The organism is uncultured Winogradskyella sp. (genome assembly GCF_947496485.1).
Classification (GTDB): domain Bacteria; phylum Bacteroidota; class Bacteroidia; order Flavobacteriales; family Flavobacteriaceae; genus Winogradskyella.
Genome location: NZ_CANMCZ010000003.1, coordinates 469,005 through 494,206 on the forward strand (window position 1 = coordinate 469,005; position 25,202 = coordinate 494,206).

Below are 25,202 nucleotides of genomic sequence, written 5' to 3' on the forward strand. Positions count from 1 at the left end.
GTATGAACAGAATAAATCAAAAACTAAAAGAAGATAAAAAACTCTTATCTATATACTTTACAGCTGGTTACCCTAACATTGAAGATACAGTACCAGTTATTAAAAATCTTGAAAAAAGTGGTGTCGATATGATAGAAATTGGATTACCTTTTAGTGATCCATTGGCTGATGGCCCAACGATACAAGCAAGTTCTACACAAGCATTAAAAAACGGTATGACGAGCGATATCCTTTTTGAGCAATTAAAAGATATTCGTCAGTCGGTATCAATTCCATTAATTATTATGGGCTATTTTAACCCGATGTTGCAATATGGAGTAGAAGCATTTTGTAAAAAATGCAGCGACGTGGGTGTGGATGGTCTCATTATACCAGATTTACCAGTTGATGTATATAACTCAGAATACAAAGAAACATTTGAAAAATATGGTTTAATCAATGTCTTCTTAATTACACCACAAACTTCAGATGAGCGTATTCATTATATCGATTCTGTTTCTGATGGATTCATTTATATGGTAAGTTCTGCGAGTACAACCGGAGCAAAAGTTGGATTTGGTAATGAGCAAACTGAATATTTTGAACGTATTGCCAATATGAATCTTAATAGTCCACAGATAGTAGGTTTTGGCATTTCAAATAATGACACGTTTTTACAAGCCACTGAATATGCTAAAGGAGCAATTATTGGTAGTGCTTTTATTAAGCATTTGACCACTAACGGTGTAAATTCTATTGATAAATTTGTTGATACTATATTGTGAAAGTCTTAAATGATTGGAGAATAATTATACTGCTTTGCCTAACTCTAGGTTTAGCACCTTTTTTCCCTGAACCACATCTTTTAGGGAAATTGCGCTGGATTAGTGGAGGTGCAAATGGAATGGTAGCGAAAGATTATTTTGATGTTTTGCTTCATGGTTTTCCTTTTGCATTATTGATACGATTAATCATTTTAAAGATTAAAAAGTGAGATTCTGAAACAAGTTCAGAATGACAAAACTGATTCAAAAATATGCCACTGAACATCGTCCTCATAGAACCTGAAATTCCCAACAATACTGGTAATATTGGTCGTTTAGCATTGGCATCAGGTTCAAGACTACATTTGGTAAAACCTTTTGGTTTCGAAATTGATGATAAACGACTTAGACGTGCTGGTTTAGATTATTGGCAACATTTAGACGTCATTTATTACGATTCTATTGATGATTTCTTTATAAAAAATAAAAAGTCTGAAATGATATTCTTATCTAGCCATGGCACGCAATCGCATTGGGATATATCTTATACTGACAATATGTTCCTCATCTTTGGCAAAGAATCTGTTGGTTTGCCAAAAACGTTAATAGAAATGCATCAAAATCGTCTTTTCAAAATTCCATTATATAGTAAGGAGATTAGAAGCTTAAATCTTGCCAATGCAGTGAGTATTATTGTTTATGAAGGCTTAAGACAACTAGAGTTATAAATAAACTTTATTATCTTTGAGTATGAAACTCTCAAAAAACATAAATATTTTGTTTTTCGGATTGACGCTTGTCTTAAGTTTAGTCTCGTTTTCTGGAGTTACAAATAACTCACCTAGTGAAGCCCTTAAATCGGCATTAGTTATAAGTGACAAAGACGAAGACACAAGTTTCTGCTTTCAATTTCAAGATGTAGACAAAATTGCTTTTGTTTCTTTTTTCAAATATGCAACGTATTCATTTAAAACACTTAAAAGCACTCAAGATTTACATCAAAAAAATTCTTATAGCACATATACTGCTAAAAATCTTTGGCTTAGAGCTAAACAACTTCATACCAAGTTCTATCCATTTACCACACACCAAACAACTTATAATAACATCGTATAGTAGTTATATGTAGCCTTTATAGGCTAATAATTATCTATTATTAATTGCATCTCAACCCTGTAGATGCTATACGCTGTTATATTATGAAGATTAAAAAAACTTTTAGGTTAATTGCCTTAATTTTTATGATTATGTTGGCTTGTATTGTGCCATTTCCTTTAAAGTTTTCGCAAAAAGATAACTTACCTAAAAATCTAATTGAAAATGTAGAAGTAACAAAAGAAGAGGATGACGAAGATGATATCAAAGAGATATTTTAGGACGTTTTTTACCTATTAAACTTTTTTCAACTATATTAGTCCAATATTTTGTTTAACACCTAAATCTTAAAACAATGATATCTAAAACATTAAAAGCCAGTATTTTTATAATCGCTGTAGCTTCTTTTTCTTTTGCAGGAGCACAAGAAAAGCTTGAGGTAAAGAAAGACAAATCTGAGAAAATGTTTAAGCATTTGGATGCTAATGCAGACGACATTATTACTCTAGAGGAGTTTAAAGCCAAAAGAATGAAGGACCCATCTAAGGAAACGCAAGTTGAAAAGCGTTTTGCAAGCATGGATACCGATAAAAATGGAACTGTTGATAAAGCCGAATTCAAGGTCTTTTTTGAAACACCTAGAAGTCTTAAGCAAACAAAAAAAGCTGAGAAAGTTAAAGTGAAAAAGGGTTAATTAGTATAAATAAACTTTTTTATCATACTTATATAAAAATCCTCTAGTCTTTAGAGGATTTTTCGCATTTATAAAGATTGATTTTATTATTTTCAATTACGCAAAAACTTAAGACTTGAGACACTCTAAAACTTATAATTATATTTCAGAATACGGACAAATTATACTCGGTATAATCCTTGCCAGCATAGGATTAAAAGCATTCTTATTACCAAACGGATTTTTAGATGGAGGTGTTACGGGAATGGCTCTATTAGTGCGAACACAAATAGATATTAGCCTTTCTATTTTGTTAATCATCTTTAGTATTCCATTTTTAATATTAGGCTATTACACAGTTTCTAAACGAATTGTAATAAAATCAATTATTAGTATTCTTGGCTTGGCGCTCTTTATTCATTTTGAGAACTTCGGTACTATCACTGACGATAAACTTTTAATTTCAATTTTTGGAGGCTTGTTTTTAGGTGCAGGCATTGGCATATCAATACGCAATGGTTCTGTGCTAGATGGTTCTGAAATTTTAGGTGTATATCTAAATGATAAATTCGGTTTTAGTATTGGTCAGGTAATTTTGCTTTTTAATATTATTCTATTTAGTATAACGGCTTGGGTTATTTCTACTGAAGTGGCCCTTTATTCTATTCTTACCTATATCGTAACTGCAAAAGTCACTGATCTCACTATTGAAGGTTTTGAAGATTTTATTGGTGTAACCATAGTGTCTAAGAAATATATAGAAATAAAATTGGCTATTATGAAAGAGTTAGGAGCAGGTTTAACCACCTACAAAGGCTCAAAAGGTTTTGGTAGTCAAGGCAAACAAGAAGATTTTGATATTATTCATACCATTATCAATCGTATTGATATTAAAAAAATGCACCGAATCATTGACAACATAGACGAAAACGCTTTTATAGTAGAGTTTGATGTTAATAATGTTAAAGGTGGAGTTCTGAGACACTATTTAGACAAGAAGAAGAATAAAATATTACCAAAACTGTAGAAAATTCTTTTAATGTTAGTTACTAGCACTTAATACTTCGGTATATTTATATTGAGATTAATGGATAGAATGTTAAATAGACACCTAATTTAAAATGAATCTCAACTGATTATTCACCATATTAGAAGAATATTAAAAATTAAAGTATCTCAAATTATGAAAATTCCGAAATCAATTGTTACCTCAATTTTAATTATTCTATTTATTCAAACTAGTTTATCGCAAGAATTTAAAATTCCAAACAATGTGAAATTAGAATCTGCTGAAGACTATAAAAAATATGAAACAGATATTTTAAATTGTATAAATTGGTTAGAAAACACACCTGTAAATCAAAATTCTGATAAAAGAACATTAGCTAATGCTTTTTTGATGCAATGGGCAACAGGAACTCCTACAGTAACTATTGAAATGCAAGCCTTTCAGTTAGATTTGACAAAAAAGAATCCCGAACTATTAATGATTTTTTTAGGTGGATGGATAAAATATGTCATCCAAAATCCTTCCGAAAAAGATAATATTGAATCAGGTAACATAGCTGGAATAAACAGTATTATTAAAGTATATTCTGCCAATAAAGGCGATGGACTAAAAAAAGACAAAAGAATTGAGAAGCTCATAAAAATGGATACTTCTGAATTACAGAAATGGGTTGCTGATAAATTAAAATAAACTAGTGTTAATATTAACGCTTCTTTCGTAACATCTCTAAATACATAGTCTCTACCTTAGTGCGTGCCCAAGGTGTACGTCGCAAAAATTTTAAACTAGATTTTACTGATGGATCGTGTGTAAAACAACGAATATTAACCTGATAACCCATATACTCCCATCCGTAATACGCTTGTAGTTCAGTAATCATCTGTTCTAGTTTTATTCCGTGTAAAGGGTTGTTAGCTTGTGTAGACAAATTACAAGTTTTTAACTAATTCTTTAATCTTTATGGCTTTCTCAAAATGATTCAATTGATGTGTTTGTATCCACCAAGTTGCGGCTTCCATTAATAATTCTGGATTATCATTTTTATTAGCAAAAAAAGCATAAAAAGACAAGCCTACATTGGATCCTTTTTGTGCTATTTTTTTATCACAAACCTCTATGATTTTAGTTTTTAAAATTGGTGTCACTACTATCCTCTATTATCAGATCTTCTGCGATTTCTGTTTCGACTAGAATTCTTCTTGTTCCCTGAGTTATTTCTAGAGCTATTTCTAGAATTTGAATTTCGACCACGACCTTGGTTTCTATTCTGTCCTGGTTTTACAGGTTCAGTAGACGCATTAGGATCTGGCTCAAAACCCTCAACAATTTCTACAGGAATCTTCATATCGATTAACTTCTGAATATCTCTTAGATAAGTCGTTTCATCAGCACTTACTAAAGAGATAGCTTCACCACTTGCTCCTGCTCTACCTGTTCTACCTATTCGGTGTACATAGTCTTCTGAAATATTTGGTAATTCAAAATTAATAACATGCGGTAATAACGGAATATCTAAACCACGAGCCGCAATATCTGTAGCGACTAAAACTCGAACAGAACCGTTTTTGAATCCAGCTAAAGCTTTAGTTCTGGCACCTTGACTTTTATTTCCATGAATAGCTGCCGCAGAAATACCAGCACTAATCATCTTTTTACAAAGCTTATTGGCACCATGTTTTGTTCTGGTAAATACTAGAACTTGCTTCCAATTTCCATCAGAAATTAGCTTAATAATTAGGCCTGTTTTTTTACCCTTCGCTACGCGATACACTTTTTGTTCAATAATTTCAACAGCAGTGTTTTCTGGAGTTGCTTCAACCTGTACTGGGTTATTAAGAATAGAATAGGCCAATTTCTTAATATCTTTAGAGAAGGTTGCAGAGAACATAAGATTCTGTCGCTTATCTGGCATAAGTTTCATCACGCGTTCTATATCGCGTAAAAAACCCATATCTAACATACGATCTGCTTCGTCTAAAACAAATATTTCGACACGTTTTAAAGATAACGCTCCTTGACTTTCTAAATCTAACAGTCGACCTGGAGTCGCTACTAAAATATCTACACCTTGCCTTATCGTTGCCACCTGTGGCTTCTGATTGACTCCACCAAAAATAACAGCGCTTCTTAAATTTAAAAACTCACTATATTCTTTAACGTTAGCATAGACCTGAGCTGCTAACTCTCGTGTTGGAGTTAATACCAAAGCACGTATTGGTCTGTACTTTTGTTTTGGGTTTTCAGATAAAATATGTAATAATGGTAATGTAAAACCTGCTGTTTTTCCTGTGCCAGTTTGTGCAGAAGCTAAAACATCTTTTCCTTCTAAAACTGGCGGAATGGCTTTGGTCTGTATAGGTGATGGCGTTTCGTAGCCTTTTTTACTAATCGCACGCAATAATGGCTCAGATAAGCCTAATAATTCAAATGACATATATAAAGTTTATGAAGCAAACTCTATACGGTTTAGGTCACTCCTTTAATTTGGCGCGAAGGTACATTTATTTTATTCGACGATACAACTAATAATAACTTATTCTGACCCTCTTGTTGCTTTCCATTGTTGAAACTTAACAAATGGATTAGTAGCTCTGTTTTTAAAACCATGAATTGCAGCACTAAAAAGCAATAAACCAGCACTAACAAATGCAATAGCAGCGATAGCATCATTAATGCCTTTATTAGCGTTGGCAATACCAACAAAAGCCCAAGCACCAACAAGAGCAAATTCTCTCATGTTACGTTTCCATGTGATTGCTACATTTATCACCACAGCAATACCAATCATAAGTATCGTCCAGGTTATTTCTGATAAGCCAAAGCCCTTCCATTCTATCTTTATTAAATAAGTAGAGACGTTAGCGATACTTGCAACAGCTACCCAACCACTATAAATAACAAATGGCCACCAAACAAATGCCACAACAGGAAAACGTTCGTCATCTAATTCCATTCTATTATTCCAAACAATTTTAAGCAATGAAAAGAACAACAAAAAGATAAACACACAAGACCAATCTGTATGCTCATATATCCAAGCGAATACCCAAAGGGAATTAAACACACAAGACAATATAAACCACCAGCCTGTTTTGAGGACAAAGTCGTCATTCTTGACTTTTACAAATAGGCTTCTACCTTGATATATAGCGAAAGCAAAAAGTAATAGATAGATAATTCCCCAAATAGCGAAGGTGTAACCAGCTGGTGTAAACAAAGATCTGTAGCTATCTGAAACTTCACCAATGGTTGTATTATTCATTACACCAGTATTAGATAGATAATTGATAAATATCGTTGAACCTAATGCTAATCCATTACCTATTTGTAGTGTTTTTTTCATTGGAATTCTAATTTGTTACCAAGTTAAAGAAACTAACAGAAACTCTAAAGTAATACACCAACACATATTGACTTTCATAAAATTTTCAACTAACTTCGTTAACGTCTGATATAAGTCATTGAAACGGACTCATATCACAAAGTTGCCCACAATTAGACGAAACCCTTTACAAACAAGAAACTGAATAGTTAACTAACTGAAAAGCATAGTTCACTCAATCTGGATTTTTAAATTGAACGAACAGAATTAACTTCGTGGAAACGAATTAAACAATGAGGAAATTACTTTTACTAATAACATTAATTTTACCGCTAACAACGTTTAGTCAAGACAACTATTTAGCGAATCTTCCTATAAGTGGAGGAATTTCAGAAATAGGTGTTTCACCTTCCGAAAAAATATGGCTCGCTACAAAAGCTGGTAATACCTATTATACAGATAAAATTGGCGAATTATGGAGTTTTGGTCCTTTAGGAACAAAAGACCCCTTATCAATGGACTTCGGAGGAACTTTTGAGCGTGTTAACTTCTTTTCAGAAAAAATAATGATGATTTCTGGCTACATACACGGAGAAAATTCTAATACAGATTTTGTCTATAGGTCAGAAGATGGTGGATTAAATTGGGATAAAGTAAAATTTGGTAAAAGTAGTTGGATTGATGCTGCTTACATTAACGATAATGGAAAAGCTTGGATGAGTGGAAATTCTCAACTTATTTACTATACTGAAAATAGTGGAAAAACTTGGAAAAGCTTTGATAAGGCAGGAAATGAAAATGCATTAAGATTTGCAACAATTCACTTTGCTAAAGATGAAAAAACAGGCTTGTTTGGCTCTTTTTGGAACGTATTATACAAAACGACTGACAACTGTTTAACTTGGGAAAGATTACCAACGCCTTTAGACCAAAAAAAATATAAGAGGCTTTCTAAAGAACATAGACCTGACATAAAAAAAATAAGGATTTTTGGAGACTATTATATTATCAATCAACAAGGAAATGTTTTCTATACAAAAAGTGATAATATTGACTGGATAGAATTACCAAATATAGCTGACTTTGAAACTACATCTGATGAGTGTATTTATTTAATTGACAAAGATTTAAAAATCGACTTAAGGGATTCAAGTTTCGTTTCTATTTGGCAATCCAATAAACAATTGAGAAGTCTACCAATAGCCATTAATACAAAAAACAATAGTCTTTTCGCTTTTACTTACGGTGAAATTTATAAAATCAACAAAAACGATTTTATTGTTTCAAAACTTATGACAAATGAAGTGCCAATTAGTGAGCCTTATTTAAAGGTAAATTACAAAGGTGAAGAAATTGGCTTTGATGGAAATACTGTTTTAAGATTTGATAAAAAAAGAACAGAATGGTATCGATTTATGGAATTACCTATCAATGTTTCGAATGCAGTCATTTTCAAAAAACAAATTGTAATTGCTGACAATTATTTAGACCAAAGGTTGGTTGTAGACATTGATGAACAAAAAACCACTAAATATGAACTTCCAAAATCGCTTTTCAATTTATCAGCGAATAAAATAGAAAAGTTTTCGATTGAAATTGGTAGTCAAGGTTGTTTTCATAATGATAAACAATACAAAGAGTATCAATTAAAAAATAACACCTTTAAATTAATCAAAAAAGGAAAACAATTTTTGTCAAAAATGGACAAAGAAATAAGTCCAAAAATATTAAATGATATAGTTAATGAAATTAATAATTCTCGTTTCAAAAAACTAACTGTAAACGATTTAGAAATTTCAAAAAAAGATTTGGACAACTTCAAAAATTTCATCGGTAAAGAAGAACAGAAAATAAAGAAAAAAGGTTACGACCGTTTTGACTACGACAACTATTACACTTTTCCAGGTGAAAACACAGACTTTAATTTTTACAAAAATGTGGCTGACAGTTTTGATTCGATTCCAGATACTGTCATTAACCAAGTATTTAATACTGGATATGGCAATTGGAGTACCACAACTGTTTGGAGAAAAATGACAATTACTTTTAAAAACGGAGAAGTCTTGACCATAGAAAATTCAGACGACAAACCAAACTATTTATATACACCTTGGATAATTAATTTTAACGGATTAATTATAAAAAGCAACTCTTTAAAATTAGGTGAGTTGATTAACGAACTAACTAATGGAGATTTATATTCTGATGTTTCTAAAGAAAAAAATTACGCTATTTATAAGGTTGCTGATTTTCTTTACAAACAGTCACTGAATAAAAAATAACTGTGGGCAACAACGTGTATAGCTCATTGCTAATCAATTACTTAATCGAAGTCAAGGCGTATTTGGAAAGTCGCCAAATTTTTAAATTTGACGATTTCCAAGAAAAAGATAAATAGTAAAATTTAAAAATTTGGCTTGTGGCTCAACCGAAAAATAATCGCTAATTTGCACGCAACGAGCCATACACAAACACGTTAACGAACCCTTCAAAAAAATTCAGAATACTGTAGCACTCTAAAATCAAACGTATTAAAATTTGGGTCTTTAGCTTTGAGTTGTTTATATAATGGCAATCTGCTTATAGAAATATTGGCAGCTCCTGAGCCAGAGGATAAAGAAACCGTTTTGATGGTTCTCTGGGATCCTGAAACACGTTCAGGATGACAAAGCGAAAATTGGTGGATTCTAGGCACTTCGTTCTTAACTAATTCTAGCTTTAAATTATAAGCCTTTAGATGTCTTCTAAAAAAATATTCTGGTCCGTTTTTACTATTACCTCCCGTAAACAGAATCGTTTCTATGTTTGGGTATTGTTTTAAATAGTCAACAACATCTCTCAATTTTATGTTTTGCATTCCTAAATCAGAGGCATCAATTTTCTCTCGTTCTGCACTTTCTACAATATCACAAACACCAATTTTGTGTTCTATTAAAAATTGCTTCCGTTCATTGATAGCGTCTTGAGAATTGTCATAGCGTAAATTGAGATTGTGAATTTTATCTATAAACAACCATAGAGAATTGTAATAACTACCATAACAAAAATCAACATCCTTTTCCAATAACTTACCTGTTGAAAATCTTGGTGGTGGCAGCGTGCCAACAATAAGCTTTTTGGTATCATTATTAATAAAAGGCTCGTAAGGATGCTTATGAAAAAACATTACAGTGTTTTTAATAAGCGCTCAACTTCTGCAATCGTAGTTCTGTAAATACGCCTATTGGGTTTTGTCATGTGTTGAGATTCAGCATAAATTTCGTTTAGCAAATCTGCACCTTCAGATTTCCTATGATTTTCAATATAAAATTTAGCGAGTTCTAATCGTTCATTGTAATTAGAATATGGTCTATCAATCTCCTTTAACTGCTCTTCGGCTTTTTCTAGTTTACCCAATTCTTTAAGTGCTAAACCGTAACAAAATTGTTGCTTAGAGCCTTTAAATTCTCGTTTATTCAAGATGACTTCAGAATGTTCTACTACGCCCAAATAATCTTTAAGTTGAAAATAGCATAAGATTAATTGTTGGCGAGCATATAAATCATTCTGATCTACATCCTCAAGTGTCTTTTTATAATTTACAATAGCATTTGGCATATCAGTATTTTGAACATAAGCATCTGCTAATTCGATACGATTGGTGTAGGTATCTGAAAATTCAATCTTCCTTTCTAAGTCCTTTATCTTTTTTGTTGGATTGATAATTGATGTGATTTCACTCTGAATTTTATCCGCATCATTCTTATTATAAACTTGTGTAATTATATAAATCAAAGAGCCTATAACGGGAATAAAAAAAATAAGAAAGTACCAATAATAAGGTTTGTGGTTTTTGTAAACGTGATATATACAAAACGCCTGAAGTGCAACAATTAGATAGTAATGCATGAAAGATAGTTAGGTCATTAAATATAGTAACTATCTTGTAAAAACCAACTCATTCTCTGAGGATAACGCTTCACTAAAGCCATAACCTTCGTAATTAAACCCTTTAACGTCGTCTAAAGTTTTCGCATCAGTATCGATAATATAACGTGTCATATAGCCTCTTGCTAGTTTAGCAAAAATGGCAATCATCTTATACTCACCATTCTTAAACTCTTTAAATGCAACATTAACTACTGGTACTTTTAATGCTTTGGTGTCTATAGCTTTAAAATACTCATTACTTGCTAAATTTAAGAATAGCTCGTCATCTTCTAACTCATCATTTAAAGCTTCAGTAACTTTCCTTCTCCAAAACTCATAAAGATTCTTGTTCTTACCTACTGGCATTTTAGTTCCCATTTCTAAACGATATGGCTGGACTAAATCTAAAGGTTTTAGTAAACCATATAATCCTGAAATTATACGAACAGTATTTTCAACTTTATCTAACTTCTTAGCATCAATAGTGTAAGCATCTAAACCTCTATATACATCACCACTAAAGGCGTATATAGCTGGCCTAGCATTATCTTTTGTAAATGGTAATTCCCATTCTTGGTTACGCTCATAGTTTAATTGTCCTAAATTGTCAGAAATACTCATTAGCTTCGATAAACTTCGTGCTGACTTCTTTTTTAGTAATTTATTTAAGCGTTCTGCTTCAGCTAAAAAACAACTTTCTGTAGTTTTAGTCGTTGGTAATTTGCTTTCAAAATTTAAAGACTTTGCTGGCGATAATACGAGTTTCATAGTTCAATTTTATTTCAATTCAAAGTTACGAAGTACAACGAATATCTGAAACGCCGTTCAAGAAAAAATGTAAATACTACTATTAATTATCTTTATGCTTAGAATAGCTCCTCCACTTCTCAATGCATTCTGCTATATCCTGTGGAATTTCAGACTCAAATTTTAAGAATTCTCCTGTTGTTGGATGCTGAAAACCTAATGTTTTGGCGTGCAAGGCTTGTCTTGGAAGCACTTTAAAACTATTCTCAACAAATTGCTTGTATTTTGTAAACGTAGTTCCTTTTAAGATTCGGTCACCTCCATAGCGCTCATCATTAAACAATGTATGGCCAATATGTTTCATATGTACACGGATTTGATGTGTACGACCAGTTTCTAGCTTACAACTTACTAAAGTGACATAACCTAAACGCTCAATAACTTTATAATGAGTTATAGCTGGTTTGCCTTTATCTGCTTCATCATCTAAATAAACGGTATTTTGTAATCTGTTTTTAGGATGACGTCCAATGTTACCTTCAATAGTGCCTTCATCGTCTTCCATATTTCCCCAAACTAAAGCTACATATTCGCGCTCACTTGTTTTTTTTGCAAACTGATTAGATAAATGTGCCATAGCTTGTTCTGTCTTAGCAACAACGAGCAATCCACTTGTATCTTTGTCTATGCGATGCACCAAACCAGGTCTATCACTTGAGTTATTTGGTAAATTTTCGAAATGAAAAATAAGCGCGTTAATTAGTGTCCCTGAATAATTGCCATGACCAGGATGTACTACCATACCAGCTGGTTTATTCACTACTAATAAATCATCATCTTCGTAAACTACATCAATAGGAATATCTTCTGCAATCAGCAAGTTTTCGTGCGGAGGATGCTCAAACTTAACAGTAATAACATCATTTGGTTTTACCTTGTAATTGGACTTTACAGGCTCATCATTAACGAAAATACTGCCGTCTTTTGCTGCAGCCTGAATTTTATTACGCGTAGCGTTTTCAATAAAATTCATTAAGTATTTATCTATACGAAGTGGTTGCTGTCCCTTATCTACTCTAAAAGCATGATGCTCGTAAAGTTCGTCTTCTTCTTGGGAAATATCTGAGATATTAGGCATTATATATTATCGTTTACCATTGCCCAAAACCAAATCTATAGTAGATGTTAGTGGTAAAAGCATACCTGGTTTTAAAGTTTCACCCTTATGCTTCATACCTAAAACCACATCTTTTCCAATATTATCAATATAAGTGATTTCACCTACTTTAAATTCTAAAGCCTGTAATTGTGGTTTAGCCTGTCTAAAAGTGCGTTTAAGAATATTTGGCACTTCTACTTTTCTATAATCAGAAGGATTTAAGATTAAGTAAATTTTTCTATTTTCTTTTACTTGTGATCCTGCAACCGGGTTTTGCTCTATGACTGAATATTTTGGATAATCGGGATTAAAATTAGCAGAATCTTGAATCTTCATTGTTAAATCATTATCCTTCAATTCTATTTTAGCGGTTTCTATAGATTTCCCTTTAAGATCGGGAACAACCACAAATTCACCATGGTTAGTAGTAACATTTAACCATTTTAGCATTATAAAACATAACACTACAACAGCGACAATAGCTAAAGCCAATTGTTTAAAAAAGACTTTACTGGTAAGAAACTTTACAATACTCATAAGCTAAATAATTGTTGACAAAACTAAGAAATTATAACGTTATAATAACGCTGAATACCTAAAATACGTATGGATGATGGATTTAGATTATTAAAATAAATGATACATTTACATATTAGCTTTTTTAAATTTAAAAATGAAAAAAAATATTGCAATTATAATGGGAGGTTATTCTAGCGAATATAAAATTTCCCTTAAAAGCGGCAACGTTGTATATGAAACTTTAGATAAAGAAAAATACAATGCGTATCGTATTCATGTTTTTAAAGACAAATGGGTTTTTGTTAATGACCTTAATGAAGAATTTGAACTAGATAAAAATGACTTTTCGGTATTAGTTAATGAAACAAGAATCACTTTTGACTGTGTCTTCAATGCCATACACGGTTCACCTGGAGAAGATGGCTTTATGCAAGCGTATTTTGAATTACTAGGTATACCACAAACAAGCTGTAACATGTACCAAGCTGCTCTTACGTTTAATAAGCGCGATTTATTGGCTACTTTAAAACCTTACGGAATTAAAACTGCTGAAAGCTATTACCTAAATTTAGGTGATACTATTGATGAAGATGCGATTATTGCTAAAGTGGGTTTACCTTGTTTTGTAAAAGCAAATAAAGCTGGCAGTAGTTTTGGTATTTCTAAAGTGTATAAAAAAGAAGATTTGCAAGCAGCCATAGACGATTCGTTCAAAGAAGACAATGAAATTATTATCGAACAGTTTTTAGATGGTATTGAAGTCTCAGTTGGTGTCATTTCTTATAAAGGAAAAACAACTGTTCTGCCAATTACAGAAATAGTATCGGAAAATGACTTCTTTGATTACCAAGCTAAATACGAGGGGAAATCACAAGAAATTACTCCAGCTCGTATATCTGAAGATTACAAACAAAAAACCGAAAGTGTAGCTAAAAAAATCTACGATACGCTTAAAATGAAAGGGTTCTCGCGAAGTGAGTTTATCTTTAAAAATGATGAACCCTATTTGTTAGAAGTTAATACTGTACCTGGCTTAACTAATGAAAGTATTTTACCTCAACAAGCTGCCGAGGCCGGAATTAGCATGGAAGCGTTGTTTGATAATGCTATTGAGGAAGCTTTGAAGAAATAATAATTATATTTGATTGAATAAAGTTTCCATTTTTATGGGAATGACCAAACATTGTCGATGAAAAGAGCACTATTTCCAGGTTCATTTGATCCTATTACATTAGGACACTACGATATTATAAAACGTGGTATAAAACTATTTGACGAAGTTGTTGTTGCCATTGGAGTTAATGCAGAAAAAAAATATATGTTTTCCTTAGACGAACGGAAGTCATTTATTGAAGAAGCTTTTAAAAACCAACCCAAAGTAAAAGTGGTGACTTACGAAGGTCTTACCATAGATTTTTGCGAAAAAATAGATGCGCAGTTTATACTAAGAGGTTTACGTAATCCTGCCGATTTTGAATTTGAAAAAGCCATCGCGCATACCAACAGAAGACTATCTAAAATTGAAACTGTTTTCTTATTAACAGCTGCTAAAACGTCTTTTATCTCTTCATCTATTGTTCGCGATGTGATTAGAAACAACGGAGATTATACGGTTTTAGTGCCAGATAGTGTCGTTGTTAAATAACTAGTATTCCATCTCATTTTCTGACGTTTTCTATACCTTAAAGAAGAGTATTTCATGCTTTCACTGTAACAAAGTGTTGAATTTTACTACATATATTTTACACGTTACACTTTTCTTATGAATCATCCATTTACATATATACTTTTTAAACTGAAGTTAGTTCAGCCTTCAAAAGATATTATATTGGATTGGATGGACTCTGGTGCGGTTGACAAATTAGAATATGCGCTTAAACATGGCAATTATAATACGCGTCAATTTGCAGCTGAAGCCTTAGAGCATGTTGGCAGACCTTCATCCATTCCAACTCTACTTCATGCGATGAACGACAACATTCAGAATGTATCTATTGCAGCCTTAAATGCACTCGAAGCATTGGGATGCAATGATGATTTGGTTATTTCTATTACGAGGAAACGCTTTAATTGGGTTAAAGAGATTAGAGATAAAGAAGAGCAGCGCAATGTAAAGAAAGACAAAAAACACAATATTTATCGCTGGAAACGAGCTAGCAAAGAATCCTTTGATCGTGTTAAAGAACAGCTTAAAAAGCCAATGCGCTAGTCAAAATTAAAATGTGGATATTTTTTACACAAGTCTTTAATATGAGATTGAAGTTTGGTTATAAACTTTTGATGTGCTTCTGATTTCGTATTAAAGGGCTTGTGTTTTAAACCTTTTTGAGCAGTATCTACATCTTGCATAGTAGATTCAATTTCATCAGAAACCCAAACACTCTTAAACTTTTCCCAGATATAATCAATTGCAATTTGGTTAGGATGAATCATATCCTGAGTGTAGAAACGATAATCACGTAATTCATCCATCATAATCTCATAAGATGGAAAATAATAGTGTTGCTTTCTAGGCTCAATGACATTATGAATTGCCGAAATTAAGTGCGATTTACTTTGCGTATTTTCTACAAAACCATCTTTGATATGACGAACAGGAGATACTGTAAATAAAAAATTTGCTTTAGGATTAATACTTCTTACTAAACTAATTATAGCATCTAGTGATTCTGTAATCTGATCAACTGAAAGCAACTCTTTTGCAAACTGTTTTTGAGGTAATTTATGGCAATTAGCCACTATAGTGTCTGAAGTGACATGTCTATAAACCCAACTCGTTCCTAATGTGATAACGATATGACTTGTGTTGGCAAGTTGTCGATGAATTTCGTCAATTTGAGTGTTTAATCTGCTCAACAATTCTTCTTTAGAAGCACTATTTAATTTTGAATGTGCATCGAAGCAACACCATTGTTCGTTCTGAAAGTATAAGTCTTGCTCTGAGTAATAGTCTTTGTTTATTGAACGTGTTATTAGTTTTTCTATCGCTAAAGGGTGAAATAAAATACCAAAAGGGTTTACTATAGATTGAAACTTGAAATATTCAAATTTTTCTCCAATATTCTCCGAAAAACATGAACCAATAAGCAATAGCTTAGAGTCATAATTTATTTGATTATGAAGTTGTCTAGTTAGTGGTATTTGTGTTTGAAGTTTCATATATGAGACCCTGAAACAAGTTCAGGATGACAAAACTATTCTATATAATTTCTTGCAGCTTTCAATGCTGTATCAATACCAGCAGGATTTTTACCACCAGCAGTAGCAAAGAACGGTTGTCCTCCACCTCCACCTTGGATGTGTTTACCGAGTTCTCTTACAACAGTACCAGCATTTAAATCTTTGCTAGCAACTAATTCTTTAGAAATATAACAAGATAGTATTGCTTTTCCGTTATTCTCAGCACCAAATAACAAGAACAGGTTATCAAACTGACTTCCTAATTCAAAACAAATATCTCTAATACCAGACGCATCTAAATCTAATTTTTTAGCTAAGAATTGAATTCCATTTATTTCGGTAAGCTCATTTTTAAGCTCACCTTTAATGTTCTTTGCTTTATCTTTTAATAGGTTTTCTATCTGTTTCTTTAAATCGGCATTTTCAGCTTGTAAATTCTGTAAAGCTTTTACAGGTTCTTTAGCATTATTCAACAAATCTTTCATTTCAAAATAAGCTCTGTTATGTTCGAAATAGAAATCTTTAACTGCATCGTTAGTAATTGCTTCTATTCTTCTAATGCCTGAGGCAACAGCACTCTCAGAAGTAATTTTGAAATGCCAAATATCACTTGTATTTTTTACATGTGTTCCACCACACAGTTCAATAGACTGACCAAAACGAATGGTACGAACATCATCACCATATTTTTCACCAAATAGCGACATTGCTCCATCTGCAATAGCCTGTTCTTTAGGTACACTTCTATTTTCTTCTAATGGTAATTTACCTTCAATACGTGCATTTACAAAGTTTTCTACATCTCTCAGTTCTTCAACGGTAAGTTTAGAAAAATGTGAGAAATCGAAACGCAAATGCTTAGAATGTACTGCTGATCCTTTTTGCTCAACATGATCTCCTAAAACCTCACGCAAAGCCTGATGCAATAGATGCGTTGCTGTATGGTTACATTCAGTTCTATAACGTTGTTCAGAATCCACAACTGCTTTTAAAACTTCATTTTTATGTTTTGGTAAATTTTTAGCAAAATGAATAATAAGGTTGTTTTCCTTTTTGGTATCTAAAATATAAACCACATCTCCATGTTCATCTTCTAAATAACCTTTGTCACCCACTTGTCCACCTCCTTCAGGATAAAATGGTGTAATGTTAAACACCAATTGATACATTTCACCATCTTTTTTTGAGGTTACTTTTCTGTATCGTGTTATTTTTACATGTGCTTCTAAAGTATCATAACCAATAAACTCTTCAACCTCGTCATGATGTAATATGGTCCAATCATCAGATTTTAGTTCTGACGCTTCTCTACCTCTATCTTGTTGCTCTTTTAACGCGTTATTAAATTCTTCTGCATTATAAGTAAATCCTTTTTCACGAAGAATCAGATCTGTTAAATCTTCAGGGAAACCATAAGTATCCTTAAGTTCAAAAACTTTAGAACCAGAAATTTCTTTTGTTTTTGAGTTCTTAACTATATCATCTAAAAGCACCAGTCCTTGATCTAAAGTTCTCAAAAAAGAACTTTCTTCTTCTTTAATTACATTTTCAATTAACTGTTTTTGAAATTTCAATTCTGGGAAAGCCTTTCCCATCTTTTTAGTTAAAGTATCAACCAAACGATAAATAAATGGCTCCTTCTTATCTAAGAATGTAAAACCATAACGTACAGCACGTCTAAGAATACGACGTATTACATAACCTGCACCATTATTACTTGGTAGTTGACCATCTGCAATAGAAAACGCAACCGCTCTCACATGGTCAGAAATCACTCGAATCGCGACATCTACCTTTTCATCCTTGCCATAATCTTTATCTACAATAGTTTCAATCTCTCTGATAATAGGAGTAAAAACATCGGTATCATAATTAGATTGTACTCCTTGTAAAACCATACAAAGACGCTCAAAGCCCATTCCTGTATCGATATGCTTTTCTGGTAAAACCTCTAATGATTTATCTGCTTTACGATTGTATTGCATAAAAACAAGATTCCAGATTTCTACTACCTGAGGATGATCCATATTCACTAGAGATTTTCCATCTACTTTGGCTTTTTCTTCAGAAGAGCGAATATCAACATGAATCTCGCTACAAGGTCCACAAGGACCTTGCTCACCCATTTCCCAAAAGTTATCCTTTTTATTTCCTTTTAAAATTCTATTCTCAGAAATATATTGCTTCCAAATATCGTAAGCTTCTGTATCCATTTTTAGATTATCCGCATCATCACTTCCTTCAAAAACCGTTACATAGAGCATATCCTTATCTATTCCGTAAACTTCGGTCAATAGTTCCCAAGCCCAAGCAATAGCTTCTTTTTTAAAATAATCTCCAAAACTCCAATTACCCAACATTTCAAACAATGTGTGATGATACGTATCATAACCTACTTCCTCTAAATCATTATGTTTACCTGAAACACGTAAACATTTCTGGGAGTCTGCAATTCTATTTTTCTTAGGCTCAGCGTTGCTCAAAAAGTACTCTTTAAAAGGTGCCATACCAGAGTTTACAAACATTAATGTAGGATCGTCTTTTAAAACCATTGGAGCTGAAGGCACAATGAGATGCTTTTTACCTTCAAAGAAATTTAAAAATTTAGCGCGAATATCTTGAGACTTCATATACTGAAATTATAGCTTGTTCCGTTTTAATTACCACAATTGCAAAACAATCTTTATATTTGAAAGTTGCACAATTATTTTGAGCATGCCAAGTGCTTATTAGCTGCAAAAATAGTATAAATTAAAACATGGCTAAGGTAAAATATTATTATGATTCTGAAACGCTTTCTTACCGCAAGATAAAGCGTAAGAAATCAACAACATTAAAATATGCAACCGTATTTTTAACTGCTGCCGCACTCTTTGGATTTTTATGTTTTTTCATTGCAAGTCAATATATTGAATCTCCTAAAGAGCGCCAAATGGCAAGAGAGTTGCAAAACATGGAGTTACAATATGAGCTTATAAACAAACGCATGGATGATGCAATAGCTGCACTAGAAAATGTTGAAGAGCGCGACAATGCTATATATAGACTTTATTTTGAAGCTAACCCAATTCCAGAAGAACAAAGACGGGCTGGTTTTGGTGGTATTAATCGCTATAAGAAGTATGAAGGTTTTGATAATTCTCAATTAATAGCTGAAACTAATAAACGCATAGATATTTTAGAAAAAGCTATAGTAGTGCAATCTAAATCCTTAGACGAAATTGCAAAGTTGGCTGAAGACAAAGAGAAATTTTTAGAAGCCATACCAGCAATACAGCCCATAAATAATATGAATTTAACACGTATGGCATCTGGTTATGGCTACAGAACCGATCCATTTACTAAAATTAGAAAATTTCATTTTGGTATGGATTTTACCGCACCACGTGGCACTCCAATTTATGCGTCTGGTGATGGTGTGATAAAACGTGCTGACAATGGTTCTACAGGATATGGTAATCATATCCGTATAGATCATGGTTATGGCTACATTTCACTTTATGCACATTTGTATAAATACAATGTAAAAGTTAATCAACGTGTAAAACGTGGAGATCTAATAGGTTATGTTGGGAGCACAGGTCGTTCTGAAGCTCCACACTTACATTACGAAATCTTTAAAGATGGAGAACGTATTAATCCTATTAATTTTTACTATGGAAATTTATCAGCAGAAGAGTTTGATAAACTGTTGAAGAAAGCGTCATTAGAAAACCAATCCCTCGATTAAGATGCATATAGAATTGCCAGAAAAACGTTATTATGGTATTGGTGAAGTCGCCAAAGCCTTCAATGTAAATGCATCTTTAATTCGTTTTTGGGAAAAAGAATTCGATGTTATAAAGCCAAAAAAAAATGCAAAAGGCAATCGTAAGTTTACGCCAGAAGACATTAAAAATTTAAAGTTCATTTATCATCTTGTTAAAGAACGTGGTTTTACACTTGAGGGAGCCAAGACCCACCTCAAAGAAGAAAAGAAACAGGCTTTAGAAAAATACGAAATCATAGAAAAGCTTGAAGATATAAAAGCACAACTAGTTAAAATAAAAACTCAACTTTAAAACTAAACAATCATGAAAAAATGGCTCATCCCTTTAATTATAATTGGACTATTAGCTTTAGTTATCTATAACTGGGCTGTAGGATTTAATAATACCGCTGTAGAATACGAAGCTGATGCTAAAACGGCTTGGTCTAATGTAGAAAGTTCATACCAGAGGAGAAGTGACCTTATCGGGAATTTAATTAAAACGGTGCAAGGAGCTGCAGACTTTGAGAGAACTACCTTAAGAGAAGTTATTGAAGCTAGAGCAAAAGCTACTTCAACAAACATTGATGTTAGTAATTTAACAGCTGAAAACATGGCTCAATTTCAACAAGCGCAAAGCGGTTTAAGTGGAGCATTATCTAAATTATTAGTTTCTGTTGAACGTTATCCAGAGTTAAAGGCTAATCAAAATTTTCTAGAATTACAAAGTCAGCTTGAGGGTACAGAAAATCGAATTAACATAGCAAGAGATCGCTATAATGAAAAGGTTAATATTTACGATATACATACTACCAAATTCCCAGGAAAACTTCTTGCTGGTTGGTTTGGGTTTGAAGAAATGCCAAGATACAAAGCTGATCCAGGAAGTGAAAATGCTCCAGATGTAGAATTCGAGTTTAAATAGAATTTACCATGCCATATATTGAAGATTTCCTAACTGCAAACCAAGAAGAGGAAATCGTTGAAGCAATACGTGTTGCAGAGTGTGATACCTCTGGCGAAATTCGTGTGCATATTGAACAACGTTGTGATATCGATGTTTACGAGCGTGCGCAAGATGTTTTTCATATTCTTAAAATGGATAACACCAAGCAAAAAAATGGTGTGCTATTATATGTAGCCGTTGATAATAAAGCCTTCGTTATAATTGGTGATCATGGTATAAACAATGCTGTGGATGCTAATTTCTGGAATTCTACACGAGATAAAATTGCTTCACAATTTAAGTCTAGTAATTTTAAGCAAGGTATTATAGATGGTGTAAAAGAAGCAGGCAAAGTACTTGCTGAATATTTTCCTTGGGAGCATGGTGATAGTGATGAATTAGATAATACAATCTCAAAGGGCTAATGCAAAAACTAAAGCGTTTTATTTTTAAGTTTATCTTCCTGCTTTGTTTTGGATGTTCTTTTATTGCTGTTGCACAATACGATATTCCTCCTGCACCTGAATTTCAAACTAGTGTTTATGACGAGATTGGTTTATTAACACCTTCTCAGAAAAGTAATTTAGAACAAAAATTAATTCGCTATTCAGATACCACCTCAACTCAAATTGTTATAGCAACCATTAGCTCTACTAATGGAGAATATATTAACTATCTGGGAGCACAATGGGCTGAAAAATGGGGTATTGGAGATGCAGAAAAAGACAACGGTATTTTTATTCTTCTTGCAAAAGATGATCGTAAAATAGGCATTAACACTGGTAAAGGCGTAGAACACTTGCTAACTGATGCTATGAGTAAAAGAATTATTGAGCGAGATATTATTCCTTATTTTAAGCAAAATGATTATTATGGAGGACTCAATAGAGCAACAGATGCTATTTTCGAAGTCATGAATGGTGAATACCAGGGTACAAGAGAAAATGATGTACGCTTTCCGTTTGAAATTTTCATTTTTCTATTTATCATTTTTGTCATTTTTATTATCGCTATTTCTAAAAGCCGTGGTGGTGGAAGAGGTGGTAATCGAGGCAATCGCAATAATGACGATGCAAGAAGTATTCTTGAAGCTATAATACTAAGCAATATGGGCCGCGGAAGCTACTCTAGAGGGTCATCATCTGGCGGTGGTTTTGGCGGAGGCTTTGGAGGTAGCTCTTCTGGCGGAGGCGGCTTTGGTGGTGGCTTCGGAGGCGGAAGTTTTGGAGGTGGAGGCGCTTCAGGTGGGTGGTGATAATCGGTTTGAATTAGCCGTCTAAGCATTAAGTACGCTTATATAGTATAAATCACCTAATCAAAAAAGAAAAAATCATCATCATTCGTTTCTCCTTTAGAGCCTAAACTGTTAAACTTGTAACTAAAGCTTAGCATAAAATATTGTCTCAAAACTGTACTCTGCGAATCTTCTATATAGTCTTGCGTAGCAATACGTCTGGCATTTGTATTTTGATTCAGTAAATCATATACCTTCAGTGTTATTATCCCTTTATCTTTAAGTATTGTGTAAGCCAATGTAGAGTTCCAAAACCAAGCACTCTTTTGAAAACCATCTGCCACATTAGGATTATAATTAAAACTGATATCGTTTCTCCACTCTAATTCTTTGGGTAAAAAAGTCGCAGTTCTTAAACCCGCATCATGACTGGTAAACGCTCTATTTTCAAACGCAGCAATATTGTAAGCATTATTAGTAAAATTGAGCTGGTAATAAGGCTTAAACTCCATCACTTTATCCCAAATAAAATCTATACCAAACCTTGGTGATATTGTTTTCACCTGACTCGCATATTTTATATCATTATTAAAATTAATTCGCTCAGAGAAATTATAACGAGCTCTTATTCTAAACTTGATACTCCTCAAGGTATCTAGTTTTATGTCCTTATCGTAATTACCCGAAATTCCATAGCTGTAATTCCCATTCACATTTTCGTATGTTGTAGTTCTTCTTAGGGTCTCAGGATCAACAACCGTTTTAGAAATCACTTGATCATTAGTAAAATTAGCATTGACATTAGCATAAAATCCAGAACGTTTTTGCCAATCAAAAGCATTATAACCTGAATACATACTATGTCTATTAGAAGGCCCTAAATTAGGATTACCAATAATTATATTTAAAGGATTAGATACATCTGTAAATGCCTGTAATTGTCTAAGCGCTGGTGGATTATTTGTAAGGTTATAACCCAAGTATACAGAGGATTTTGGACTAAATCTGTAATTAAGATTATAACGTGCTTGAATATTTTTAAAATTTCGTTCTACATTAAATTCTGAACGCAGAAGATCTTCATTTTTTAGCACTCTCATGTTATAACCAATTCTTAACCATGTAGACCACTTTTCACCTCTATATGTTAAACCAACTTCTGGGACATTCTGCCTGTCGCTATATTTAAAGTCAGTACTTAGTTCTGAATTGAAATCAGTAAAATCTTGAGTAATTTCATTAAAGTCAAAAGTTGATTGAGTGTTTTTATCTTTATCAAGAATATTTATGTACCGTAAATCCATAAAAAACTTTTTTGCTATTATGGGCAACCTATATCGTAATTCTGTTGTGATTCCATAGCTATTATTTTCACCATCCGTAAATTGATTCCTAATAATGGTTTCTGAGTTATCTCCAAAAATCTCAGTATTAGAATTTATAAAATCATCACTATTTTGCTTGCTAACTCTGTTATCCATTCTAAATCGCAAATACGCTCCTTTACTACCAAATCGCTTTGTTATTTGTATTTCATTAGTGAATTCACTAGCAGTACTCTCTACATTAGAATTGACGTCAGATTCATTAGTAAGTACCAAATCTTCATCTAAAGTTTCGTCAGTACTAGAGTATAAAGTTTTAGATCTTGAGAAGTTAAATCCTGGTTCTATAGTAATTTGAAAAGTGGTATCTGTTTCTATTTCAAATTCTACATTAAAACTATGACTATCAGTATCACTTTGCGACGTTGAACTTGAATTACTAAAAAAGCGCGAATCTGCCAAAATAGTTTCGCGTTGTGATGAAGACTCATTTTCAGAATTACTAGAAGAATAGAAGTAGTCTGAAACTATTTCGGTGCCCTTACCTATTTCATCTACAAAGTTTACACCTGCATTTTGCGATGTAGTTATACCTTGTCCGCCACCAAATGATCGACCACCAACAGAAAAAGATCCGCTACTATTAAAGGATATCCCTCCACCATTTCCGAACATCTTAGAAATTTCCCCAAAACTGAAACCTGGTGAATTAGTATTATTACCACCTGTGAGTACACTTATTCTTCTATCATTATCAAAGAGATTAATCATACCAGCAAATTCATAACGCTTATCTGTACCAGCGCCAACAGATGCCCGACCAAATATGCCTTTATTATTTTCTTCCTTAATAGTAAGATTGATAGTCTTATTTTCTTTATCACCTTCATCGCCTGTAAAAGCCTCAGCTTTAGTTTTCGTATCAACAACCTGAATTTTCTCAATAATATCTTTGGTCAAATTCTTAGTAGTAATGGTAGGATCGTCTCCAAAAAATGGTTTTCCGTTTACTAGGATTTTATTAACTTCCTTTCCATTGACTGTAATCTTTCCTTCATCGTCTACTTCTACGCCTGGTAACTGTTTGAGTAAATCTTCTACTGTAGCATCCTTTCTAGTTTTATAAGATTTTACGTTAAACTCAAGGGTATCTTTCTTTATGGTAATTGGCGCTGTAGATTTTACCAAAACTTCATCGAGCTGATTATCTAATTGCATTTTAATTATACTCAAATCAATTTTTTCTCTATCGATTGCTAATTGCTTCAAATACGTTTTGTAACCTACATAAGAAACATAAAAGTTTAATTTTTTATCATATGTAGAACTTTGGAGTTTAAACTTTCCTTCTTTATCAGAAATTGTATAAGATACTACTGTACTATCCTTTATACGCTCTAAGTATATTGTTGCAGACTCAATTGGGTTATTGCTATCTTCTGCGATAAGTGTTCCTGTAATTTCAAATGATTTTTCTTGAGAGAATGAATGGATTACAAAGAGTAGTGCAAAAACTATAAACAGTTTTTTCATGATGGTTGATTGATGAATAGCGTTTTCAAAAATAGAAACGTAAGAAAAGAATAATTCGTA

General features: G+C 32.8%; 29 protein-coding genes. 17 read left to right on the forward strand and 12 right to left on the reverse strand.

The genetic code is table 11. The annotated features are described in order from the left end of the window. The first annotated feature begins 2 nt into the window (after nucleotides 1-2). The 8 genes from trpA (at nucleotide 3) to Q0822_RS12435 (ending at nucleotide 4,210) form a co-directional block, all read left to right on the forward strand. A complete protein-coding gene (gene trpA, locus Q0822_RS12400) occupies nucleotides 3-764 on the forward strand; it encodes a tryptophan synthase subunit alpha (RefSeq protein ID WP_299124083.1) in 762 nt (253 codons plus the stop codon). Further along, nucleotides 761-973, forward strand: coding sequence for a hypothetical protein (locus tag Q0822_RS12405; protein WP_299124085.1), 213 nt, complete (start codon nucleotides 761-763; stop codon nucleotides 971-973). Before trpA ends, Q0822_RS12405 begins: the two co-directional genes overlap by 4 nt. Nucleotides 974-1,015: 42 nt before the next feature. Beyond that, nucleotides 1,016-1,471 (forward strand): tRNA (cytidine(34)-2'-O)-methyltransferase, encoded by a 456-nt coding sequence (locus Q0822_RS12410; protein WP_299124087.1) that lies wholly within the window; start codon nucleotides 1,016-1,018, stop codon nucleotides 1,469-1,471. 22 nt (nucleotides 1,472-1,493) lie between these two features. Continuing rightward, complete coding sequence (locus Q0822_RS12415; protein ID WP_299124088.1) at nucleotides 1,494-1,859, forward strand: hypothetical protein; 366 nt, start codon at nucleotides 1,494-1,496, stop codon at nucleotides 1,857-1,859. An 83-nt stretch (nucleotides 1,860-1,942) separates the two neighbouring features. After that, a complete protein-coding gene (locus Q0822_RS12420; RefSeq protein WP_299124090.1) occupies nucleotides 1,943-2,119 on the forward strand; it encodes a hypothetical protein in 177 nt (58 codons plus the stop codon). A gap of 74 nt (nucleotides 2,120-2,193) precedes the next feature. Then, nucleotides 2,194-2,532, forward strand: a complete 339-nt coding sequence (locus Q0822_RS12425; RefSeq protein ID WP_299124092.1) for an EF-hand domain-containing protein — start codon at nucleotides 2,194-2,196, stop codon at nucleotides 2,530-2,532. A 115-nt stretch (nucleotides 2,533-2,647) separates the two neighbouring features. Beyond that, complete coding sequence (locus Q0822_RS12430; RefSeq protein ID WP_299124094.1) at nucleotides 2,648-3,538, forward strand: YitT family protein; 891 nt, start codon at nucleotides 2,648-2,650, stop codon at nucleotides 3,536-3,538. 156 nt (nucleotides 3,539-3,694) lie between these two features. Further along, entirely contained in the window at nucleotides 3,695-4,210 is a 516-nt protein-coding gene (locus Q0822_RS12435) for a hypothetical protein (protein WP_299124096.1), read from the forward strand. Between the two features lie 13 nt (nucleotides 4,211-4,223). On the opposite strand, the gene Q0822_RS12440 is transcribed toward Q0822_RS12435, so the two are convergent. The 4 genes from Q0822_RS12440 to Q0822_RS12455 all read right to left on the reverse strand — a co-directional run bounded on the left by Q0822_RS12440 (nucleotide 4,224) and on the right by Q0822_RS12455 (nucleotide 6,863). Next, complete coding sequence (locus tag Q0822_RS12440) at nucleotides 4,224-4,448, reverse strand: VF530 family protein (RefSeq protein ID WP_299124098.1); 225 nt, start codon at nucleotides 4,446-4,448, stop codon at nucleotides 4,224-4,226. Between the two features lies 1 nt (nucleotide 4,449). Next, nucleotides 4,450-4,665: a DUF6500 family protein gene (locus tag Q0822_RS12445; RefSeq protein ID WP_299124100.1), complete on the reverse strand. Its 216-nt coding sequence runs from the start codon at nucleotides 4,663-4,665 to the stop codon at nucleotides 4,450-4,452. A 2-nt stretch (nucleotides 4,666-4,667) separates the two neighbouring features. Further along, nucleotides 4,668-5,954: a DEAD/DEAH box helicase gene (locus Q0822_RS12450; protein ID WP_299124102.1), complete on the reverse strand. Its 1,287-nt coding sequence runs from the start codon at nucleotides 5,952-5,954 to the stop codon at nucleotides 4,668-4,670. A 99-nt stretch (nucleotides 5,955-6,053) separates the two neighbouring features. Further along, entirely contained in the window at nucleotides 6,054-6,863 is an 810-nt protein-coding gene (locus Q0822_RS12455; protein WP_299124104.1) for a tryptophan-rich sensory protein, read from the reverse strand. 272 nt (nucleotides 6,864-7,135) lie between these two features. On the opposite strand from Q0822_RS12455, the gene Q0822_RS12460 reads away from it, so the two are divergent. Further along, a complete protein-coding gene (locus Q0822_RS12460) occupies nucleotides 7,136-9,124 on the forward strand; it encodes a YCF48-related protein (protein ID WP_299124106.1) in 1,989 nt (662 codons plus the stop codon). A 206-nt stretch (nucleotides 9,125-9,330) separates the two neighbouring features. Here Q0822_RS12460 and Q0822_RS12465 read toward each other — a convergent pair whose 3' ends face one another. From Q0822_RS12465 to Q0822_RS12485, 5 genes are all read right to left on the reverse strand, one after another. Further along, nucleotides 9,331-10,008: a uracil-DNA glycosylase family protein gene (locus Q0822_RS12465; RefSeq protein ID WP_299124108.1), complete on the reverse strand. Its 678-nt coding sequence runs from the start codon at nucleotides 10,006-10,008 to the stop codon at nucleotides 9,331-9,333. Next, a complete protein-coding gene (locus Q0822_RS12470; protein ID WP_299124110.1) occupies nucleotides 10,008-10,730 on the reverse strand; it encodes a hypothetical protein in 723 nt (240 codons plus the stop codon). The genes Q0822_RS12465 and Q0822_RS12470 overlap by 1 nt, the downstream gene beginning before the upstream one ends. A 30-nt stretch (nucleotides 10,731-10,760) precedes the next feature. Further along, entirely contained in the window at nucleotides 10,761-11,519 is a 759-nt protein-coding gene (gene yaaA / locus Q0822_RS12475; RefSeq protein WP_299124113.1) for a peroxide stress protein YaaA, read from the reverse strand. A gap of 82 nt (nucleotides 11,520-11,601) precedes the next feature. Further along, a complete protein-coding gene (locus Q0822_RS12480; RefSeq protein WP_299124115.1) occupies nucleotides 11,602-12,636 on the reverse strand; it encodes an RluA family pseudouridine synthase in 1,035 nt (344 codons plus the stop codon). 6 nt (nucleotides 12,637-12,642) lie between these two features. Further along, nucleotides 12,643-13,194, reverse strand: coding sequence for a PASTA domain-containing protein (locus Q0822_RS12485; RefSeq protein WP_299124117.1), 552 nt, complete (start codon nucleotides 13,192-13,194; stop codon nucleotides 12,643-12,645). A 136-nt stretch (nucleotides 13,195-13,330) separates the two neighbouring features. Between Q0822_RS12485 and Q0822_RS12490 the strand changes: the two genes are divergently transcribed. The 3 genes from Q0822_RS12490 (at nucleotide 13,331) to Q0822_RS12500 (ending at nucleotide 15,385) form a co-directional block, all read left to right on the forward strand. Further along, on the forward strand, nucleotides 13,331-14,308 hold the full coding sequence (locus Q0822_RS12490; protein ID WP_299124119.1) for a D-alanine--D-alanine ligase: 978 nt from the start codon (nucleotides 13,331-13,333) through the stop codon (nucleotides 14,306-14,308). Nucleotides 14,309-14,365: 57 nt separating this feature from the next. Continuing rightward, nucleotides 14,366-14,821 (forward strand): pantetheine-phosphate adenylyltransferase, encoded by a 456-nt coding sequence (coaD, locus tag Q0822_RS12495; protein ID WP_299124121.1) that lies wholly within the window; start codon nucleotides 14,366-14,368, stop codon nucleotides 14,819-14,821. A gap of 117 nt (nucleotides 14,822-14,938) precedes the next feature. Next, a complete protein-coding gene (locus Q0822_RS12500) occupies nucleotides 14,939-15,385 on the forward strand; it encodes a HEAT repeat domain-containing protein (RefSeq protein WP_299124123.1) in 447 nt (148 codons plus the stop codon). On the opposite strand, the gene Q0822_RS12505 is transcribed toward Q0822_RS12500, so the two are convergent. Beyond that, the gene (locus Q0822_RS12505; protein WP_299124125.1) at nucleotides 15,382-16,335 is read right to left on the reverse strand and encodes a GSCFA domain-containing protein; all 954 of its coding nucleotides are present in this window, start codon (nucleotides 16,333-16,335) and stop codon (nucleotides 15,382-15,384) included. The genes Q0822_RS12500 and Q0822_RS12505 overlap by 4 nt on opposite strands. A 35-nt stretch (nucleotides 16,336-16,370) precedes the next feature. After that, nucleotides 16,371-18,986: an alanine--tRNA ligase gene (alaS, locus tag Q0822_RS12510; protein ID WP_299124127.1), complete on the reverse strand. Its 2,616-nt coding sequence runs from the start codon at nucleotides 18,984-18,986 to the stop codon at nucleotides 16,371-16,373. 128 nt (nucleotides 18,987-19,114) lie between these two features. On the opposite strand from alaS, the gene Q0822_RS12515 reads away from it, so the two are divergent. The 5 genes from Q0822_RS12515 to Q0822_RS12535 are packed head-to-tail and all read left to right on the forward strand — an operon-like array spanning nucleotide 19,115 to nucleotide 22,305. Next, the gene (locus Q0822_RS12515) at nucleotides 19,115-20,086 is read left to right on the forward strand and encodes a M23 family metallopeptidase (RefSeq protein WP_299124129.1); all 972 of its coding nucleotides are present in this window, start codon (nucleotides 19,115-19,117) and stop codon (nucleotides 20,084-20,086) included. Between the two features lies 1 nt (nucleotide 20,087). Beyond that, complete coding sequence (locus tag Q0822_RS12520) at nucleotides 20,088-20,417, forward strand: MerR family transcriptional regulator (RefSeq protein ID WP_299124131.1); 330 nt, start codon at nucleotides 20,088-20,090, stop codon at nucleotides 20,415-20,417. 12 nt (nucleotides 20,418-20,429) lie between these two features. Then, nucleotides 20,430-21,029 carry a LemA family protein gene (locus Q0822_RS12525; RefSeq protein ID WP_299124133.1) on the forward strand — a complete coding sequence of 200 codons (600 nt, stop codon included), beginning with the start codon at nucleotides 20,430-20,432 and terminating at the stop codon, nucleotides 21,027-21,029. A gap of 8 nt (nucleotides 21,030-21,037) precedes the next feature. Next, a complete protein-coding gene (locus Q0822_RS12530; RefSeq protein ID WP_299124134.1) occupies nucleotides 21,038-21,475 on the forward strand; it encodes a TPM domain-containing protein in 438 nt (145 codons plus the stop codon). After that, nucleotides 21,475-22,305: a TPM domain-containing protein gene (locus Q0822_RS12535; RefSeq protein WP_299124136.1), complete on the forward strand. Its 831-nt coding sequence runs from the start codon at nucleotides 21,475-21,477 to the stop codon at nucleotides 22,303-22,305. Before Q0822_RS12530 ends, Q0822_RS12535 begins: the two co-directional genes overlap by 1 nt. A 56-nt stretch (nucleotides 22,306-22,361) precedes the next feature. On the opposite strand, the gene Q0822_RS12540 is transcribed toward Q0822_RS12535, so the two are convergent. After that, a complete protein-coding gene (locus Q0822_RS12540; protein WP_299124139.1) occupies nucleotides 22,362-25,142 on the reverse strand; it encodes an outer membrane beta-barrel protein in 2,781 nt (926 codons plus the stop codon). Nucleotides 25,143-25,202: the final 60 nt, after the last annotated feature.